We start from the raw sequence: 19,985 nt of genomic DNA, 5'->3' as shown, positions 1-19,985 counted from the left end.
GGCAGTACGATTGATTAGTTATCGACCGCCCTCAGAAAATATTTAGTTAGCTTTGCCCTGGCCGAACATTAATCCGCTTCACCGGCGAACTTTGGCGGTTTTCCCATAGCACGGTCAGACCGCGTTGTAGGGCAATGAAAATGAACAGTAAAATGCCGATGGCGATTTTCGTCCACCAGGAACTGAGCGTGCCGTCAAAGTTGATATACGTCTGAATCAGCCCCTGAATCGCCACACCAAACAGCGTGCCGAGAACGGTTCCGACGCCGCCACTTAACAGCGTGCCGCCAATCACCACCGAGGCAATCGCATCCAGCTCCACCCCCATACCCGCCAGCGCATAACCCGCAGAGGTATAAAGCGAAAAAACAATTCCAGCGAGAGTAGCAAGGCCAGTCGAGAGCATATAAATACGGACGGTGGTGCTGCGCGTTGAAATCCCCATCAGGTTTGCTGACGTGGCATTGCCGCCAATGGCGTATACCTGATTGCCAAAACGAGTACGGTGCGCAAGGAAAATGCCAATGACGACGACGGCTAACATCAGCAAGCCCATGGCGCTCAAACGCCCGCCGCCGGGAATACGCCAGGCGAGGTTTGAAAGCGTGTCATAAATCGGGTGATCAATGGGAATTGACTCTTCCGACACCAGGTAACTGACTCCGCGCAGGAAGAACATTCCGGCGAGCGTAATGATAAAGGCGGGGATTTTCAGCCCATCAATAAGCAGCCCCATAAACGCGCCAAATGCACAGCCCATCACCAGGACCAGCGGGAAAGCAACGAGCGGCGATAATCCCCAGAAGCCAATCGCTTTCGCCAGGAATACCCCGGTAAAAGCGATCACCGAACCGACGGAAAGATCGATGCCGCCGGACAGAATCACAAAGGTCATGCCGACAGCAATAATTCCGAGAAACGCGTTATCGGTCAAAATGTTGCAAATCACCCGCGTGGACGCAAAACCGGGGAATTGCGTCAGACAATACAGATACCCCAGCACAAACACCGCCAGGGTAATCATCAACGGTAAGTTACGTTTGATCATGGCGACGGAGTCCTTTGAGCAGAGCAATAAAACGCGGTGACTGAACGATCAGCACGCACATCACCACCACGGCTTTCACCACCTGGTTAAGCTCAGGTGGGAAACCCGAAAGCAGAATGCCAGTGTTCATCCCCTGAATAATCAGCGCGCCAATCACGGAGAGCGCGATATTAAAACGCCCGCCCATCAGCGAGCCGCCACCGATGACCACCGCCAAAATCGCGTCCAGCTCCAGCCACAGCCCGGCGTTATTGGCATCGGCACCACGAATATCGGCAGCCACAATAATCCCGGCAATCGCCGCGCACAGGCCACTGAGCATATAAGTGAGCATGACGACCGTGCGCGTATTCACCCCGGCATTTTTGGCCGCACGAATGTTGATCCCGACAGATTCGATAAACAGACCCAGTGCCGTTTTGCGGGTAAACAGCCAGAAGATCAGCAGCGTTGCCAGCACGATTATCACCGGCGTCGGGAAGAAGAACAGCGAACCGCTGCCGAGATACGAAAGGTTTGGCGAGTTAAAGGTAACGATCTGCCCGGCGGTAATCAGTTGCGCGACCCCGCGTCCGGCTACCATCAGGATAAGCGTGGCAACAAACGGCTGAATCTTGAGGATCGCCACCAGAATCCCGTTCCACAAGCCCGCCAGAATCCCGACGCCCAGTGCAGACAGGATCACCACCGTCAGGCTGTGCCCATCAACGGTCAGCGTCGCCGCCGTAGCACCTGCAATCGCCATCACTGCGCCCACGGAAAGATCGATACCGCCTGTCGCGATCACCAGCGTCATACCAATCGCTAATAATGCGACAGGGGCCGCACGGTTAAGAATGTCTATCGGGCTGCCAAACAGCCGCCCGTTTTGCACCACGATATCGAAAAAATGGTTGGCGACCAGGCTATCAACCAACAGGACCAGCACCAGCGCCACCAACTGCGGAATGCCTGGCGGCCAGCGGAAACTCCGCTTTGGCTTATCGACTTCCGTCTGCGGCAATGAACGAGGCATCACGTTTAACTCCTTATGCCGCAATGGCATTCATAATTGCCGATACAGAAAGCTCAGCCAGTGGGATCTCCGCCACCTGCTGCCTGTCACGCATGATGATCACCCTGTCCGCATAACCCACCAGTTCTTCGAGTTCAGACGAGATCACCAGCAGCGCCAGGCCATCGGCACAGAGCGTTTCGATCAAACGGATAATTTCGGCGTGCGCGCCAACGTCGATCCCGCGCGTAGGTTCATCGAGGATCAGGAATTGGGGTTTGGTCAGCAACCAGCGCGACAGCAGGACTTTTTGTTGATTGCCGCCAGAGAGAAATTCAATCGGCTGATCGGGGCTCGGTGTGCGGATCCCCAGTTGGCGGATAAACCGTTCGGCAATCTGGTACTGCTCACGTTTCGGTATCGGCCGCAGCCAGCCACGCTGGGCCTGCAAGGCGAGGATAATATTTTCGCGCACCGAAGCGGCGGCAATGATCCCATCGGTTTTCCTGTCTTCCGGGCAGAATCCAATCCCCAGCGACGAGGCTTTATGCGGTGAGCGCAACGACTGCGGTTTGCCTTTGATCCACGCGTTGCCGCTGTCTGCGGGCTTGATCCCAAATATCACTTCGGCAGTTTCGGTACGGCCCGATCCCAGCAGCCCGGCAAGACCGACGATCTCACCAGGGCGAACGTCGAGATCGAACGGGTTGATCACCCCTTTTTTACCGAAGTCTTTAAACGCGGCGACCGGTTTATCGCTTAGCAATGTGCGGCCTGCGCGGTTCAGGGCGTTCGTTTCCAGCTCGCGCCCCAGCATCATTTTGACCAGTTCGATCTGCGGCAGATCGGCTGTTGTCCGCGTACCAACAAACGCGCCATTGCGCAGAACGGTGATCCTGTCAGTGACTTCATAAACTTGATCGAGGAAGTGCGTGACGAAGATCAGACTCACACCCTGATCGCGCAACTGGCGCATCAGGGTAAAAAGCATTTCGACCTCTTTGGTATCGAGACTGGCGGTCGGTTCGTCGAGGATCAACACTTTGGCCGATAGATCAATGGCCCGGCAAATCGCCACGATCTGCTGCATCGCCACCGAATAACGGTTCAGCGGTTCGGCAACATCCAGCGAAAAACCGTAGGATTCCATCAGACGGGTGGCGCGCTTTTCCATCTCTTTGCGTTGTAAAAACCCAAAGCGACGTGGCTCGCGGCCAATAAACAGATTGTCTGCCACCGACATGTTCGGCAGCAGGTTAACTTCCTGATAAACGGTGCCGATGCCAAGCTGCTGGGCATGAGCGGTATTTTTCGGTGAAATCAGTTCACCCTCGAGGTAAATATTGCCGCTATCACGTTGATAAACGCCGGTAAGGGCTTTGATAAGCGTAGATTTGCCCGCGCCGTTTTCGCCCAATAACGCCATGATTTCGCCGCGTTTAAGGCTGAAGTCGACTTTGTCGAGCGCTTTGACCCCTGGGAAATGTTTTGATAAGCCTTCCGTGCGCAGAATTTCCTGGTTGTTGTTTGTGTTCGCCATATGACCCTCACCCCAGCCCTCTCCCAAAGGAGAGGGGGAAAAGCAAAAACCGCACTCAATCCCCTCACCCCGACCCTCTCCCAAAGGAGAGGGAGAACACAGAATCATCCCCTCTCCCTTTGGGAGAGGGTTAGGGTGAGGGTGGTATTACTTAGTAACCCATCGATTTCTTCTTCTCGAGCTCTTCTTTCGCCGTATCCGGGAGATACAGCGTGGACTTGGTGATCGTCACTTTTTCCGGCATGGTGCCGTCTTTCTTGAACTTCTCGAGTGCGTCAAACGCCGGGCCTGCCATGTTCGGTGTCAGCTCAACGCTTGCGTTCGCTTCACCATCAATCATCGCTTTGTAGATATCTGGCACACCGTCGATGGAGCCGGTCAGGATGTCTTTGCCCGGTTTCAGGCCCGCTTCTTTAATCGCCTGAATCGCACCGATCACCATGTCATCGTTATGTGCGTAAACCATGCAGATGTTTTTGCCGTTGTTCTCAGCTTTGATAAAGCTTTCCATGACCTCTTTACCTTTACTGCGGGTAAAGTCGCCGGACTGGGAACGAATAATTTTCACGTTGGACGCTTTAGAGATGGCGTCAGCAAAACCTTTCTTACGGTCGATTGCCACGCTCGCACCCACGGTGCCTTGCAGTTCAACCACGTTACACGGCTTGCCGTTGAGCTCTTTTAGCAGCCACTCACCAATCAACTGACCTTCCAGCACGTTGTTGGCCGTCACCACCGTCATGTACAGCGATTTGTCTTTGACATCGATATTACGGTCCAGCAGGAATACCGGGATTTTTGCCTCTTTTGCTTCTTGTAATACAGGCTCCCAACCCGTGGCGACGATTGGCGCGATAAAGATAGCGTCAACGCCCTGAGCGATAAACGAACGTACCGCTTTAATCTGGTTTTCTTGTTTTTGTTGACCATCAGCGATTTTCAGCGTGATTCCACGTTTCTGAGCTTCGCTCTTCGCAACTGACGTTTCTGCTGCGCGCCAGCCGGATTCAGATCCTACCTGCGAAAATCCGACGGTTAACGGAGCAGCAATCGCCATAGACGACATAGCTGCGGAGACAGCAGAGACCAAAAGTAAGCGCTTCCACATAGGTACATCCTCGTAGGGTTATTGTTGGTTAATACCTGGCCTTCGGGAAAAACTATAGACGACGTATGGGTTAACAGAATGAGTTACATCACAATTCAAACAAGTCATCTACATGCTTGTAACCGCTTACAAATTTTTATAAAGAATACGGCTATGTTTATGGATATTCGCGTTGCCGCAGGGCTTTAAAACCAGGGAACAGACTAAGAAAAGAGGAAAAGACATTCTGTGCTATTCCGCTATAATACCGGGCACTTGAATGACACCAGTTTAAAGGAAAAAAGACATGAGCTTACTCAACGTCCCTGCGGGCAAAGATCTGCCAGAAGACATCTACGTTGTTATCGAAATCCCAGCAAACGCTGACCCTATCAAGTATGAAATTGATAAAGACACCGGCGCGCTGTTCGTTGACCGTTTCATGTCCACCGCAATGTTCTATCCGTGCAACTACGGTTACATCAACCACACCCTGTCTTTAGACGGTGACCCGGTTGACGTTCTGGTCCCAACTCCGTACCCACTGCAACCAGGTTCTGTGATTCGCTGCCGTCCAGTTGGCGTGCTGAAAATGACCGACGAAGCGGGCGAAGATGCCAAACTGGTTGCGGTTCCGCACACCAAACTGAGCAAAGAATACGATCACATTAAAGATGTGAACGACCTGCCAGAACTGCTGAAAGCGCAGATCTCCCACTTCTTCGAGCAGTACAAAGCTCTCGAGAAAGGCAAATGGGTTAAAGTTGAAGGTTGGGACAATGCAGAAGCGGCTAAAGCTGAAATCATTGCTTCCTTCGAGCGTGCTAAGAAGTAATTCTTACGTTGCTGAATGCTTGTGAAAACACCGCCAACTGGCGGTGTTTTTTTATGTTTCGCAATAGAGACGGCCACCCGAATGAGTGGCCGTTGAAAGCATGTTAATACTGGTCTTTATCCAACCAGTTCCCGCTTTCAATGCGGGTTAGCCCATCGACTGGCCGCTGGTAGACATACATCCACGCACTGCCATAGGGGGTCTGAATCAGTTGGCGTTTATATTCGCCGCCTTTGGTGCGCAACGCATCCAATTCAGAAAGAGTAGAAGCATCAATGCGATACACTTCACCCACCACCGCGCCTTCACCCGGAACGACGCCCGGATAATGGCCGAGGCTGTATAAAGCGTAATTTTCGACATGATGCTCCCCAAGCCACTGGGCGTTGGTCATCCAGTGACTATTACCTTGCTTGCGTCGTAAACTGCCGTAAACAAATATTCGCATTGCTAAAACTCAAACTGATAAAGCAGATCAAGTGCCTGGTCGATACCAGACACCGCTTCCAGATACAACTTAGGCATCAGGCGATAGCGCAGTGTGAGTGTCGCTAACGAGTCAAAAATACCCACGCCATATTTTACCTGGAGACCTGGCAGTACATAGCCACTGACCACCACCTGGGAAGAGTCCCCCACCCCTGCGGTGTCCAGCGCCAGGTTGCTTACGCCAAACGTCTCGCCGATTTTACCCACAACCTGGCCACTTTGTGCAACCCCCAAGCCAACAAGCATTGATGTCATTGCGTTACCATCGTCGCCAGAAGTGTCTAAACCTTGCCCGCGAAGCAGGTAGGACAAGGCTTCTTGCTGTGGCATAGCCGGATCAGAAAATATTTCAGCTTTTGGCTCATCAGCCGTTCCTGTGACACGAACACCGGCAATAACGTCGTCTTCCGTCGAATCTGGATTACGAATCGCCTCGATGTTGAGCAACGGTTGGTCCGGTGGACCCGAGAACAACAGTATGCCTTTGCGAACGATCAGATCCTGTCCGTAAGCGTGGAATCGCCCTTCCGGAATGTTGATCTGCCCGTTAAGACCCAACCCCTGTTTATCCTGAACCATTTTCAAATCGCCGTTCAAACGTGCTTTCAAACCAAATGCATTCAGGCGCACGTTATCGCCGACGTGGATAATCAGATTACTGTTGATTGGGATCCCCGCGCTTTGAGGTTTAATTGGCTTCAGGTTTTTATCCAGCATCACTTCGTCACTGGAAACCCCGACCGAGCTTTCAGGCACGTCATGTACCACGATACGCGCCCACGGAATATCGACACGACCATCCAGCGTGAACAGACTCGGCGTCGCCACAAACTCAATATCTGGCGAAACGTCGAGGCGCACCATCGGTGGCACCGTAATGCGCACCTTATTGCCTTTCGCCGCCACACGCGCACGCCAGTTGTCGATTTGCGTCCAGTCCGCGTCACCGCTCAGAGCAATATCCCCTTGTTTGGTGCGCACCGTACCAGCAAGCGTTGAGTTCATGCCGTTAAAGTTCATGGCAATCTGGCTTGGCTGCATATCAAACGGCATAAAGTTACCATCAACATCGATGCCGTTAAGTTGCATTTGCCCAAACAGTTGCGGTCGCTCTGCGTTACCCGCCAGGCGTAAGTTAGCGTTGAGCTTCCCGGCGGCTTTTTCCCCGCGTGAGAAAATTGAGTTAGCGATAGCCAAATCAAAGTTACGCATATTCACATTACCGCCCAGATTACGACGACCTTGAGGATCGGTAATTTGGACCTGGCCGTCGAACTGGCCGTTTTGCGCGACGCGAATCAACCAGCCAAGTTGCGCCTGGTTATTCTTCAGTTGCGCATTCAGATTCAACGTATCAAACGCCACCCGCAGTGGACTGTCGTTAACCATTTGGGTGACTTTCACACCGCTACCTTGCAGCGTGACAGTACCTTGCGGCAGCCCCTTAGATTCACTATCCCAGCTCACATCCGCGCGGCCCGTGAAAGTGCCCACGGCTTGCGTATCTTCCGGCATAAACGGTTTGAGCATCGCGAGATCAAAGCGATTCAGGTTAACGACCGCACGACCTTTTGCGCCAGCATCAATCGGTTGTGGTACGCAAAGCTCGGCATTCGGGTTGGTCCAACAATGCGCGCCGATATTAATCTTCTGCTCTTTATTGCGGTAATCCAGCGCCATAGCGCGATTGAGCGACCACGGGCCAACCGGTGTTTCAAAGCGCGTGTTACTGAGATTGCCGCGCCAGCGTTCTTCTGCCCGATCAAAACTGCCGCTCAAATCCAGTTGCCCGGACACCGGCTCGCCCTGGATACGCAATTGCAACTGATGCTGCTTTTCAGAACCTTTTGCCGCGAGAGTCACCAGGTTGATGGTGACGCCAGGTTGGGCAATTTGCTCAACGCGCAGATCCAGATTGCCGGAGATTTGATCGGTAGATTTCACATCCCCTTTCAGCAAAACGCGTGCAATGGACAGCTCTTGCCAGCGCAGATTATTCGCCGTGACATCCGCCAGTAATTGCGGCGCTTTCACGTCGCCACGCACTTTGATAAGACCTTTTGCCGTACCGCCAAGTCCTGGTAATGCGTTGTCCAGGCTCGGGGCGTCAATGTGGGCATCCAGCTCCAAATCTTTCGCACCCAGCTCGCCTTTAATATCTGCGCTGTTGCGACCCAGTTCGACATGCACACCGGGGATTTTCCACTGCATGTAGCTGTTGCCGTTAAGTTTCCCGGCGACATTCACTTTGTTATTTTTGACGTTACCGGCAAGCTTCAGCTCTGACACATCCACCTGCCAGGTCCCGCCGTACAAACTGCCGCTGGTTTTCACCAGGCCATCAAGCTTCGCAGGCCATTCCGGGAATTCCTTCGCAGTGTTGATGCCGTCGAGTGTCAACTCACCGCGCCAGCTAATCGCTTTGCTCCAGTCGAGAACCGCTTTCAGGTCGGTGTTACCCTGCAAAGCGCTAACCCGGAGCTTGTCGAGTTTAAGCTGTTGCTCGTTGCCTTTGCCGTCAAGCGTGATGACGGCTGGCGGAAGCTGTTCGCCTTTCACAGCGGTGCGCAATGACAGCGTATAGTCGGTCATCTTCCCGCTAAATTTCAGTTTCAGGTTGTCTGCCTGGAACTCTTTTTTCCCGGTAAACGGCCAGTAAAGCTGTTTGCTGACCACTTCCAGATTAAGCGGCAAACCGGCCTCGGCAAGCTGGGTATGTGCGGTGAGTTCCATGTCGACCGGGCCTGAAAGATTCATGCCGACTTTCAGCACATCTCGCAGTTCCCCACCGATCTTCATCTTCACCTTTTCGCCTTTAATCGGATCGATGTTGAGCGTGGTGTTTAAGGTGAGATCCACCGGCCATTTATCACGTAGCTCCGCGCTACCCGTGGCGTTGACCAGCCCCTGGTTTGAATCGACATCCAGCGCATCCAGTTTAAGCAAACCGTCGACGCTGCTGACTTTCAGCAACAGGCTGCTGACCAGCAAATCGGTATCACCGGTGAGGCGCAACTGCGAGCCACGAAACTCCTGAATATTCAGGTTTAGCGGCAGATGCACATCGGTCATTTCTGGCAAAACAGGATGTTCAAACAACTGTTTGAGTGTTTCGCCCAGCGGTAATTCTTCCGGTTGCGGGTTCTGGATTTTCGGCTCGACCACCTCTTCTTTGGCGACTTTGGCAACCTTCGGCAGCGCAATCAGTAACCCTTCAAGATTTGTCGGCGTCACTGTCAGGTTGCGTTCTTGCCAGTTCAGACCCGAGGTAAATTCCATCACCGAAACGGTGGTGTTATCAATCTTGATATTGACGTTGTTGAGCGCCACACGGCTCAGCGTGATGGGGTACGGCGTGGTGAGATTTAACGGACCCGTGTCCTCCTCCTGCACCGGTGCCGATGGCGGCATTTTCTTGGTGTCGACCACGACGTCGATATCTTTGAGCGAGAGATTATTCACGCACAGGCTGCTGTCGCGCAGGCAACCGAGTTTTACCGCGAGATTAATTTCACCAGCAGTCACATTGACGCCCGGCTGTTGGTATCGCAAACCTTTGATACTCAGGTTGCGCCACCCCCCTGTTACGCTCGCAATATCCAGCCCCGGCACCCAACGGTTAGCGGCATTAAATAAGACGTGCAGACCGCTCGTCGTGCCCACCAGGAAACCGACTGCACCTATCAGCAGCACAACAAAAAACAACACCGCGAGGCTTATCTTCTTCCAACGACTCATAGTTCAGGCCCCAAACCGATGTAAAACTGTAAACCGTGCTCATCTTTATCAGCCACAGGAACGGCAAGATCGAGCTTTATTGGCCCGACAGGTGACTGCCAGCGCACACCCAGACCTGCGCCAGTTTTAAAGTTGCTCTGTTTGAAATCATTGACCGCTTCGCCCGAGTCAACAAACACGGCTCCCCACCATTTACCCGTAACGTTGTACTGGTATTCCAGTGAACCGGTGATCATTTTGGATGCACCCGTTAGCTCGCCTTTGTCGTTTTCCGGTGAGACAGATTTATAGGAGTAACCACGAATACTGCGGTCGCCACCGGCGAAGAAACGCAAGTCTGGTGGCACTTTGTCGAAGTCGTTGGTTTCAATCCAGCCCACATTGCCGCGCACCACGAAGCGGTGTTTTTCCTGCAACGTTCGGATCCAGACCTGTTGTGCCTGAATGACGGCAAAGTCGACATCTGACCCCCACATGGTGTCGGAAACATCAACCGAGTAGCGTTGTGAATCCCCCCAGGTTGGCATCAACCCCCCACGCGAACGGGTACGGTTGAGGCTCAGACCCGGATAAAGCAGCATCGTGGTGTTGGTGACGTCTGCCTGAGTAAAGTGGTCGAGGCTCCAGCGCAGGTTTATGGCATGTTGCCAGCCGCTGGATAAATCCCAGTATCGGGAGACCGCAAGCGTGCTGGAGTCGGATTTGGTATCGTTCAGGTCAGTCGCTTTAAAGCCACCCTGCACCAGATAATATTGTTCCAGTGGATTTTTAAGCAGCGGGACTTTGTAGCTGAAATCAATAATCTGTTCGGGTGCTGAAAGGCTGATACTGCTGGTCAGGCTGTGGCCGTAAGAGTTCATCCACGGTTTTTTCCACGACGCTTTTACGCGCGGCCCAACGTCCGTGGAATAGCCCACACCTGTTTCAATCGTATTTTCAGTTCTCGGTGAAACAACGCCCGTTAATGGCAACACCTTGGTTTTGCGAGATTTATCAAAATCCGGTGCCACAACGACCGAATTAAACCAGCCCGTTGCCGATAAGCGGCGGTTTAACTCTGCCAAATCACTCGACTGGTAATAATCACCCGTCTTAAAAGGCACCAGATTTTGCAGATAATCTTCATTAATTTGTGAACCTTCGAAGGTCACCGCACCAAAACGGTATCGCTCACCGCTGTTGTAATCGATGTCCCAGAACGCCTGGTGACGCTCAAGGGAAACCCCGAGTTGGCTTTTGAGGAATTCACTGTCGAAATAGCCCTTTCGCAGCGCGATGCTGGAAAGATCTTTTTTGAAGCTGTCGTAATCGTGGTGATTAAGAACAGTGCCGATCTTCGGGCGTTCGCCCAATAACGCGATGTAGTCTTTATCATCGCGCGCGCCGCCGCGCAGGATGACCTCGGTGCCGCCAATCAGCACAGGCGGGCCTGGATCGACTTTGGCTATCAAAACCTGACGCCCTTTGGCCGGTGGTGGCCGCAGGTCGAACTCAATGGTCGGCTCATAATACCCGAGCGCTTTCAAACCATTACGGATGGCATCATCCACGCGCGCGCGAAAACGCCTGTCCGGCGTGACTTCATCACCCTGAATCGTTGAAAGTTGAGCACGAACGTTTTTTTGTAGCTCGCCGCTTAACCCATCAACCTGTAAACGCACATTGGCAGCTCCCGCCCACGTGCTTACCAGGCACAAACAGGCCGAGCAAATAATACGGATTTGTGGCACGTTTTCTCCTGAATATCCTTGTTCCCACCCCTGGAAGGAAACGTTATCGCCGCCCTTAGGCTTAACAAAACCCCAACAATTGGGGTTGAAAACTGCACAATAACCCAAATATTTCTTATATGTACTGTAGTCTGATAATGCGTGGTTATTGTCCGCAATAACACGCCTCGTTACAACCGCGCGACGGTTGTTGTTAAATTTTGCCGATATCGGGAGAGCATGACTGATGAAATTATTTGAGAAAACCCATCCCGTGACCCAGTCAGAAGCGTTGCCTGGCCGCAACACCCCGATGCCGATCGCCACGTTGCATGCGGTTAACGAACATTCAATGACAAATGTACCAGATGGGATGGAAACCGCTTATTTTGCGATGGGTTGTTTCTGGGGCGTTGAACGACTGTTCTGGCGGATACCTGGGGTTTACAGCACCGCCGCAGGTTACGCTGGCGGCTTTACACCCAATCCGACCTACCGCGAAGTGTGCAGCGGCATGACCGGGCACACCGAGGCCGTGCGTGTGGTTTACGATCCGCAAGTGGTGAGTTACGAACAATTGCTGCATGTGTTCTGGGAAAATCACGATCCGGCTCAGGGCATGCGCCAGGGCGGAGATGTCGGCACGCAATATCGTTCCGCGATTTATCCGCTGACGCCAGAGCAAGATAGCGCCGCTCGTGCCAGCTTCGAACGCTTCCAGGAGGCGATGGCTCTCGCCGGAGATGACCGTAAGGTGACCACGGAAATCGCCAATGCGGGTCCGTTCTATTATGCCGAAGACGACCACCAGCAATATCTGCATAAAAATCCGTATGGATACTGCGGCATTGGTGGCATTGGCGTTTGTTTGCCGCCGCAGAACTAATCAATTCCCTTTCGAGCGGATAGCTTTGATGGCTATCCGCTTTTAGCGTATCGCCTCCCCCCGACTCCCCCGCTGACTGCGTTTGTACAAACGGTTACCCGCGCTTCGTTTACGGTTAATTGACAATCATGATATGTTATATGGTAACAATTAAACCGCAATGACGTAGCCGTCCTGCGCCTGACAATAATGACTCCATGCAGCCCATCCAATTGACTGAACCTACGGAACGTTCACCGTTTTGCTCTCAGGCTCGTTACGCCCTGGCTCCCGCGCAGGCCATGCTTACCGCAAGATTAGTTTTTGGCTTAAGCGCCGTGATTTTCCTGATGATGGTGGTGGCGCTGATTGCCAGTATTTTCGAGCCATCTTCCCGCTGGCCAACGTTTTTAACCAGCAATGCCGCTGCCCTGATTTTGCTCGCGACCTCTTTATTTAATGCACAGCGAATTTGCCAGTGGCGGGCTGCGAAGTTCTCGCCACGGCTAAAACCTGAAGCGGAAGTCGAAGCCGAATTACCGCCGACGATTTACCAACGCCTTTGGGCGCTTATTCCCATCAACTTCAGCCGCATCAATGTATTGCTCAAGAGCGATGGCGTTTGGCTTGGGTCAATGGCGCTGTTTGCCCTGTTTGTCACGCAAGCGGGAGTATCCGCTAACTACCTTGCGCTCGATGAAGGCAACCTGCGCTGGGTTGCAGTCGGGATCCTTGCGGCAGCGATGTTTGCCACGTTAGTGGCTGAACGCCACCTGGCCGCCACCGCAGACGAAGCCTGGCCTGAAGCAAAATTGATTGCGCCGTTACTACGCCTGACTCTGGCGGTGCAATTTCTCTCTTTGCCAACTCTCATTTTCCCTACAGCCAATATCCCATTGCTGGTCAATCTCCTTGCCATTCTGCTCATTCTGGTGGCGTTTGAGTTCCTGCTGCGCGGGCTGTTTTCACTGTTCACACCGCCAAATGAAGAAGGGTGCGAGCCTGCATTCCTCGCTCAGAGCCAACTGGCCGCGCAGCTTGTCTGGCCTCCACGCCCGTTACTCTTTTTGCAGCATGAGCTACATCAACACTTCGGAATTGATTTACGCCAGTTATGGGCTTTCACCGTTCTGAAACGCGCATTCTTACCCATGCTGGCGTTGATGCTGCTTTGTGGTTGGCTGTTGACCGGGATGCAGCAAGTTTCAGCCACCCAGCGTGGGATTTATGAACGCTTTGGTAATCCCGTAAAAGTGTTGTCATCCGGCCTGCATTACGGGCTACCGTGGCCGTTCGGACAAGTGATACTCACGGAAAATGGTCAGGTACACGAGTTAGCTGCAGGCGAAGACCCCGATAGTGCAACAGAGCCTTTAGCAAGCGCGGAAGGCGAGGCGCCGCAAAGTGCCGATCGCCTGTGGGATGCTATCCACAGTTTTGATAAAGCGCAGATTATTGCCAGCCAAAGCGGTAGCCAACAGAGTCTGCAAATCATTAATAGCGATGTGCGGTTTATGTGGCGCATTGGCATGAGCGACAACGCCGCGCTGGCGGCGACGTATCACAGCACCAATCTCCAGGAATTGATTCGCAGCACCGCGAATCAGGTGCTGGTACATCAGTTTTCCTCTCAGACGCTTGAGCAGCTATTGGGTGACCAACGCAACGCCTTAGCCAACCAGATTAAGCAAGCGGTGCAGCAAAAACTCGATAACCTGCATTCAGGCGTCGAACTGCTCTCAACCGTGGTCGAAGCCATCCATCCTCCGGCAGGCGCAGCTGATGCTTTCCATGGTGTGCAGGCGGCGCAAATTTCGGCTCAGGCGCTGATATCCCGCGAACGTGGACATGCCGCTGAACTGGCTGCCAGCGCCCAAACCACCGCGACCAGCCGCCAAAATCAGGCACTCATGAATGCCACCGAGGTGACCAGCAAAGCACAGTCCACGGCGGTGCGTTTCGCCGCACAAAAACAGGCAGTGGCGCAGTCGGGGCAGGTGTTTGTCGATGAATTATGGTACAGCCAGCTACGCCAGACACTCGGCCACAGCCCGTTGCTGATTATCGACCACCGCATCGGCGCGGGCTCACCACCCACTATCGACCTGCGCGAATTTCCCTCTTTGAACGATGCCACAAGGCGCGATGCGCCATCAAAACCGACACAGGAGCTTTCCCGTTGAGCCATTCACATCATCATGGTTGTGGTTGCCAACACAACCCTCATTCTGCTTCGGACACTCAGAAAAAGGGAGCATGGAAACGCATTGCGGGCGCGGGATTGCTGGTTGTTTTGCTGGTCGCGGCGGCAAGTCTTGTGCAGGTGCGCTCTGGTGAATCACTGATCATCACCCGCTTTGGCAATCCGGTGCGCGTGTTACTCGACCCTGGCCTTGCCTGGCGATTGCCCGCACCGTTTGAAATGTCCACCGCCGTGGATTTGCGTCTACGCACCACGTCGAGCGGCTTACAGGATGTTGGCACGCGCGATGGCCTGCGGATTATCGTGCAGTCTTTTGCCGTCTGGCAGGTCGATAACACGCCGGAACATGTACAGCGTTTTATGCGTGCAGTGCAAAACCAGCCGGACGAAGCAGCACGGCAAATCCGTGCCTATTTAGGTTCAGCGCTGGAAACCACCGCCAGCGGATTTACCCTCTCGCAACTGGTGAATACCGACAGCCAGCACGTGCAACTCAACCAGTTTGAATCCCATTTGCAGGCGCAAATCAGCCAGCCGCTGCTGGAAAGTTATGGGATTCGGCTGGTGCAAGTTGGCACCGAACGCCTGACGCTACCGGCGGTGACGCTCAACGCCACGGTCGATAGAATGCGTGCCGAGCGCGAAACCATTGCCACCGAACGCACCGCTGAAGGGAAGCGCGCGGCAGCAGAAATCCGCTCTGCGGCAGAACGTGACGCACGTATTGTGGAAGCGCAGGCACAGGTTCAGGCCGCTGACATCGAAGCGCAGTCTCAGGCACAGGCGGCAGAAATTTATGGCAAAGCCTACGCCAGCTCGCCGCAGCTTTATCGCCTGTTACGCCAGCTTGATGCACTGAGTGGTGTGGTGAATTCCAGTACCCGTCTGGTATTACGCACCGATGCCGCACCGTTCCGCCTGCTGGTCGAAGGACCGAAACTGGATAAAACCCATGAGTGATATCCAGACCAAAAAGTCGGTTGGCCCGTGGACGCAGTCGATACGCCTCGCTTTTTACGCGTTGTATGGGCTGACGCTGCTGGCGGCTGCGTCGTGGTTGTTCTCTAACATTCGCCAAATCCCCGCCGACAGCCGCGCGGTGGTGCTGCATTTTGGCGCTGAGCAGCGCGTGGCCGAGCCGGGTTTGTTGCTAACCTGGCCGAAGCCCATTGACGATGTGGTGATGGTGCCTGCTCCAGACCGCGTTATCGAACATCACGTTACGGCGCTTTTGCGTTCGACCGACGCACAGCATGCGGATGCTCGCGGCGACAGCAGCAGCGATGCGCTGGCCGGTTCAGGTTATCTGCTCACGGGTGATACGGCGGTGGTGCAACTGGATATCAGCGTGTTTTATCGCGTCATTTCGCCAATGGATTATGTGTTGCAGGGTGAACACGTGATTCCGGCACTCGACCGTCTGGTTCAGCGCGCAGCCATTGCCGTGTGTGCATCAAGGGATCTGGATACGATCCTGGTTGCGCGCCCGGAAATGGTTAGCAGCGATTTGAATGTTGCTCAACAGCGCGAACGCCTGCGGGTCGATGTGCAGCACAACATCGAACAGAACCTGCAACGCCTGACGCAATCGGGCAGTTCGCTGGGTATCACACTTGAGCGCGTGACGGTGCAATCCACGCTGCCTACTCCTACCGTCACCGCCTTCAATGCGGTGTTAACCGCCAGCCAGCAGGCATCGCAAGCTATTGCGACCGCGAATACCGATGCGTCTGTAATTCGACAGAAATCCACGCAGCTTGCGGATCAGTTACGCCAGACAGCACAAGCGCAGGCGCGAGAAAACGTGGCAAAAGCCCAGTCCGATACGGCGATGGTGAACCGGCTGGCCAGGAGTCCAAACGACCCAGATTTATTAGCGCGAGTGTACCGCGAACGCATTGCGGCGATTCTCGCGCAGGCTGCATCCGTCATCACCGTCGCCCCGCAGGATGATGCGAACATGATCCTGCAAGCGGCCGGGCAAAAGGAACCTTCTAAACCATGAGCACCCATTCTGTGAATCCCGGTGGTGCGCTGTCGCATCAAGAACAGCGGCAGGTAGCCCGCCAGCTCATCCTGGCGTTGACCGCCGGTGGCACGCTCATTTTGGGTTTGCTGTGGCGAGTCCTGGCGCCCGATCAACTTGCCGTGGCCGATATCATATTGGGCAGCGCTTCGCTGATGGTCGCCATCCCGGTATTGCGCCACGCCTTTTACAGCCTGCGTTATCCAAGTTTGCACGGCATTACCGATCAACTGGTGGCGCTGGCTCTGATTGGCTCGTGGGCAACCGGAGATTTGCTCACCGCCGCGTTGTTACCGCTGATTATGATCGTCGGCCATATCCTCGAAGAACGCAGCGTGATTGGCTCGCAAGAAGCCATTGAATCATTGAGCAAACTGACCCGCAGCCGGGCACGGCGCTTCGATGCAAACGGCAATCTGCATGAGGTCGATAACCATGAACTGGTAGCGGGCGATATTGTGGAAGTGCGTGCGGGTGACAGATTGCCTGCCGACGGGCGCGTGCTGGACGGCCAGGCCAGCCTCGACACAGCCCCCATAACGGGAGAATCCGTTCCGCAGGAAGTAAAAGCCGGGATGAATGTTTATGGCGGGGCGATAAATCTTGATGGGCGGTTGCGCATTGAAGTCACGCGTACCGGGGAAACCTCAACCCTTGGGCGAGTTGTGGCATTAATGCAAAGCGCCGAGCAGGCCAGCCCGCCAATCACCCGTTTACTGGAACGCCACGCGGCGCGATACCTGCTACTGGTGTTACTGATTGCGGCCAGTACCTGGTTTTTAACGCAAAATACGCAGGCGATGTTAGCGGTGCTGGTTGCCGCCTGCCCGTGTGCGCTGGTGCTTTCAGCACCCGCAACCTCCATTGCCGGTCTGACCGTCGCTGCACGTCACGGTATTTTAATTCGCGGTGCGGCATTCCTCGAAGAATTAGCCGAACTGAATGCGGTCATCATCGACAAAACCGGCACGCTCACGCACGGCAAACTGCAACTGCATGCGCTGCTCCCACAAGCAGGCGAATCGCCAGAAGCACTCTCTGCGCTGGCGGCAAGCCTGGGCGCAACCAGTAACCATCCCGTCAGTTGTGCGCTGGTGAATATCGCGCCGCAAAGCGCCTGGCCACATCTGGAAAATGTGCATGAACATCAGGGCCTGGGCGTGTCGGCAACCACGGCGGCAGGTGAGGCATTTCTCGGCAGGCATGAACTCTTAAAAACCCAGGTTGTCGATTTACCACAAGAGCCACTGCATGACGGGCCGATTGTTGGCCTGGTGCTGGCAGGCCGTTTTCGTGGCTGGATTTTACTGGCCGATAGCTTGCGTGACGAAGCCGCCAACGCCATGAAAGAATTGCGTGAGTTAGGGTTGAACCAGCAGTTGTTACTGACCGGTGACCGCCAGGCTGTGGCAGAACGCATCGCGAAAAACGTCGGCATCAACAACGTTATCGCCGGCGCGCTTCCCGCGGATAAATTGCAGCAAGTCAGCGCACATATCGACAATGGCTTCCGGCCCATGGTGGTCGGCGATGGCATCAACGATTCACTGGCACTAAAAGCGGGCGTCGTCGGCGTGGCGATGGGCGCAGGCGGCTCAGATATCGCTATGGCATCGGCAGATATCGTATTGATTGGCGATGATTTACGCCGCCTGGGAACCTGCGTGCGATTAAGCCGTCTGTGCCGACGCACATTGCAGATGAACGTGATGATTGGCCTGGGCTGGACGCTGGTGATTGTCGCCGCAGCGGCGTTTGGTTGGCTGGGTGCGTCCGGTGCCGTCATTGCCGCGATATTGCATAACCTGAGCACGCTGCTGGTATTGGGTAATGCCGGGCGATTGTTAAGGTTTGAGGAGAAGTTGAGCGGCTAAGCCATCCATCAAAAAAGGCCACCAATAGGTGGCCTTAAACAATGGGTTTTCAGGGTTATCTAATTTGACGCGATATGCCCTATCAGTGAAGTTCAAGTCTGACCAACTCCATCGGGCAGAACACACCTTCACAACCTTCGATTTCAACACATTCAGAACGACGAATTTGTTCGGCTGATTTACCTTCGCCGTGAATGGTTTTAATGACACCAGTCAGACCCTTATTGAACACCATAACACGGCTGCCAGTTGAGATAGCGTTACGGTAGCAATCATAGGTCAACATCATCATTCCTCCTTTTTTGATGTATCGATACGAGTTGATTTAACGGCAAATAAATAGCTCTTGATCGGTAAAAATGTTTTGAGCTAAGTCAAAATTTTATAAATTTCAGATGCTCAAGAAAAGACCTAAGTCGATCAGCCGGTGAAAACCACCCTCGAGCCAGACGGGGTTGATAAAAGCCGGACCGTTCTAAAACTAGCGTGAGCAAGAACGGCGAACAAACGCGCAACCCGTTCATCAATCCAGAAAAAACGTACCTTCAGCGCCACGTATTGGTTAAAGTAAACGTTTGCGTATAAAGGAATAGCCCGATGATCATCAAAAAAACATGTCTGCTGGCGCTGTCAGCGTGCTGCCTGGTACTGCCTTCCCTGAGTTTGGCCCAGCCGTCACCGAAAGGGCCGATCGTGGTTCAGGGCGCAATGCCAATCGAAGCCGAACATTTTGCTCAACGCCTGGATAACCCGAAGGAACAGCAGATTGGCGGCTGGCGTTTCTGGAGCGGCACGGTGGATGGTTATCCGGTGGTGGTTTCTGAGACATTGAAGGGCATGTCAAACGCCGCTGCTGCCACGGCGATTGCCGCCACCCAGTTTCATCCGGTGGCAATCATTAACCAGGGCACGGCAGGTGGCCACGACCCAGCGTTGAACGTGTATGACATCGTGCTGGGCAAATACTCCGTAAACCTGGGCGCGTTCAAAACCCCGCACAAACTGAAGGGTGAAGGCAGCGATTCCCTGCAGTGGAAACCGATGGATCTGTTGGCCTCTAAAGGCAGTGCCGGTGAAGATAAAACCCCGCACACCATCCGTAAATTCCCGGGTGACGCCCAGTTGCTTGCGGTTGCAGACAGCGTTAAAAGCACATACACACGAGGTAAAGTGGTGGATGGTGTGATTGGTTCGGCGGATCTCTGGAACAGCGAACTGGACAGAATCAGCCATTTCCACACGGCCTATCAAACCTCTGCGGAGGAGATGGAAACCGCGTCAGCCGCACAAACCGCAGCGGCATTTGCGATCCCGTTCATCGGGATCCGCGTGTTATCCAATAACATCACCAACGATGGTAAATACGATCCGCAAACCGGCCTGGCCTGTCAGGATTATGTGTATCAGGTAGTGAAGGCGTATGTTGCCAAACTGGATGCGGATAAAAAGTAAGACAGTAAATTGACTCGCGCCAGGATTGTCATGATCCTGGCGGCCTGGATTAAGCGGATATTCAGAAAAGAACTAAAATCCAGAGAGGTTAAATAACGCTCACGCCACCCAATTATCCCCTCTGG

The 19,985-nt window shown here is 53.9% G+C and carries 15 protein-coding genes; 7 read left to right on the top strand and 8 right to left on the bottom strand.

Annotated features, from left to right (window positions below; translation table 11 throughout):
* Positions 1 to 46: 46 nt before the first annotated feature.
* The 4 genes from yjfF to ytfQ all read right to left on the bottom strand — a co-directional run bounded on the left by yjfF (position 47) and on the right by ytfQ (position 4,690).
* Positions 47 to 1,048 carry a galactofuranose ABC transporter, permease protein YjfF gene (yjfF, locus tag BSPA111_RS18415; protein ID WP_183272589.1) on the bottom strand — a complete coding sequence of 334 codons (1,002 nt, stop codon included), beginning with the start codon at positions 1,046 to 1,048 and terminating at the stop codon, positions 47 to 49.
* Positions 1,035 to 2,066 carry a galactofuranose ABC transporter, ATP-binding protein YtfT gene (gene ytfT / locus BSPA111_RS18410; RefSeq protein ID WP_183272588.1) on the bottom strand — a complete coding sequence of 344 codons (1,032 nt, stop codon included), beginning with the start codon at positions 2,064 to 2,066 and terminating at the stop codon, positions 1,035 to 1,037. Before ytfT ends, yjfF begins: the two co-directional genes overlap by 14 nt.
* 10 nt (positions 2,067 to 2,076) lie before the next feature.
* Entirely contained in the window at positions 2,077 to 3,582 is a 1,506-nt protein-coding gene (gene ytfR / locus BSPA111_RS18405; RefSeq protein WP_183272587.1) for a galactofuranose ABC transporter, ATP-binding protein YtfR, read from the bottom strand.
* Positions 3,583 to 3,733: 151 nt separating this feature from the next.
* Entirely contained in the window at positions 3,734 to 4,690 is a 957-nt protein-coding gene (ytfQ, locus tag BSPA111_RS18400) for a galactofuranose ABC transporter, galactofuranose-binding protein YtfQ (RefSeq protein ID WP_183272586.1), read from the bottom strand.
* 286 nt (positions 4,691 to 4,976) lie between these two features.
* Here ytfQ and ppa point away from each other — a divergent pair, with 286 nt between their 5' ends.
* Positions 4,977 to 5,504, top strand: coding sequence for an inorganic diphosphatase (gene ppa / locus BSPA111_RS18395; RefSeq protein WP_110510886.1), 528 nt, complete (start codon positions 4,977 to 4,979; stop codon positions 5,502 to 5,504).
* A 103-nt stretch (positions 5,505 to 5,607) separates the two neighbouring features.
* Here the strand turns inward: ppa and BSPA111_RS18390 are convergent, their stop codons facing one another.
* Genes BSPA111_RS18390 through tamA form a run of 3 tightly spaced genes read right to left on the bottom strand, consistent with a single transcriptional unit; the run spans position 5,608 to position 11,461 of the window.
* Complete coding sequence (locus tag BSPA111_RS18390; RefSeq protein ID WP_183272585.1) at positions 5,608 to 5,952, bottom strand: gamma-glutamylcyclotransferase; 345 nt, start codon at positions 5,950 to 5,952, stop codon at positions 5,608 to 5,610.
* 2 nt (positions 5,953 to 5,954) lie between these two features.
* Positions 5,955 to 9,731 (bottom strand): translocation/assembly module TamB domain-containing protein, encoded by a 3,777-nt coding sequence (locus BSPA111_RS18385; protein ID WP_183272584.1) that lies wholly within the window; start codon positions 9,729 to 9,731, stop codon positions 5,955 to 5,957.
* A complete protein-coding gene (tamA, locus tag BSPA111_RS18380; protein ID WP_183272583.1) occupies positions 9,728 to 11,461 on the bottom strand; it encodes an autotransporter assembly complex protein TamA in 1,734 nt (577 codons plus the stop codon). Before tamA ends, BSPA111_RS18385 begins: the two co-directional genes overlap by 4 nt.
* 226 nt (positions 11,462 to 11,687) lie before the next feature.
* On the opposite strand from tamA, the gene msrA reads away from it, so the two are divergent.
* From msrA to BSPA111_RS18355, 5 genes are all read left to right on the top strand, one after another.
* Positions 11,688 to 12,326, top strand: coding sequence for a peptide-methionine (S)-S-oxide reductase MsrA (msrA, locus tag BSPA111_RS18375; RefSeq protein ID WP_183272582.1), 639 nt, complete (start codon positions 11,688 to 11,690; stop codon positions 12,324 to 12,326).
* Positions 12,327 to 12,538: 212 nt separating this feature from the next.
* Positions 12,539 to 14,488 (top strand): protease modulator HflK, encoded by a 1,950-nt coding sequence (gene hflK, locus BSPA111_RS18370; RefSeq protein ID WP_255459303.1) that lies wholly within the window; start codon positions 12,539 to 12,541, stop codon positions 14,486 to 14,488.
* Complete coding sequence (hflC, locus tag BSPA111_RS18365; protein WP_221200570.1) at positions 14,485 to 15,468, top strand: protease modulator HflC; 984 nt, start codon at positions 14,485 to 14,487, stop codon at positions 15,466 to 15,468. The genes hflK (BSPA111_RS18370) and hflC overlap by 4 nt, the downstream gene beginning before the upstream one ends.
* Positions 15,461 to 16,513: a protease modulator HflK gene (hflK, locus tag BSPA111_RS18360; protein ID WP_183272580.1), complete on the top strand. Its 1,053-nt coding sequence runs from the start codon at positions 15,461 to 15,463 to the stop codon at positions 16,511 to 16,513. Before hflC ends, hflK (BSPA111_RS18360) begins: the two co-directional genes overlap by 8 nt.
* The gene (locus tag BSPA111_RS18355; RefSeq protein WP_183272579.1) at positions 16,510 to 18,408 is read left to right on the top strand and encodes a cation-translocating P-type ATPase; all 1,899 of its coding nucleotides are present in this window, start codon (positions 16,510 to 16,512) and stop codon (positions 18,406 to 18,408) included. Before hflK (BSPA111_RS18360) ends, BSPA111_RS18355 begins: the two co-directional genes overlap by 4 nt.
* Positions 18,409 to 18,490: 82 nt before the next feature.
* Here the strand turns inward: BSPA111_RS18355 and ydfZ are convergent, their stop codons facing one another.
* The gene (gene ydfZ, locus BSPA111_RS18350) at positions 18,491 to 18,694 is read right to left on the bottom strand and encodes a putative selenium delivery protein YdfZ (RefSeq protein WP_139878030.1); all 204 of its coding nucleotides are present in this window, start codon (positions 18,692 to 18,694) and stop codon (positions 18,491 to 18,493) included.
* Between the two features lie 311 nt (positions 18,695 to 19,005).
* On the opposite strand from ydfZ, the gene BSPA111_RS18345 reads away from it, so the two are divergent.
* On the top strand, positions 19,006 to 19,860 hold the full coding sequence (locus BSPA111_RS18345) for a 5'-methylthioadenosine/S-adenosylhomocysteine nucleosidase (protein WP_183272578.1): 855 nt from the start codon (positions 19,006 to 19,008) through the stop codon (positions 19,858 to 19,860).
* The last annotated feature ends 125 nt before the right edge of the window (positions 19,861 to 19,985 follow it).

Source organism: Buttiauxella sp. A111, assembly GCF_014189855.1.
Taxonomy (GTDB): Bacteria; Pseudomonadota; Gammaproteobacteria; order Enterobacterales; family Enterobacteriaceae; genus Buttiauxella; species Buttiauxella selenatireducens.
This window is presented reverse-complemented; position numbering and strand designations above follow the sequence as displayed.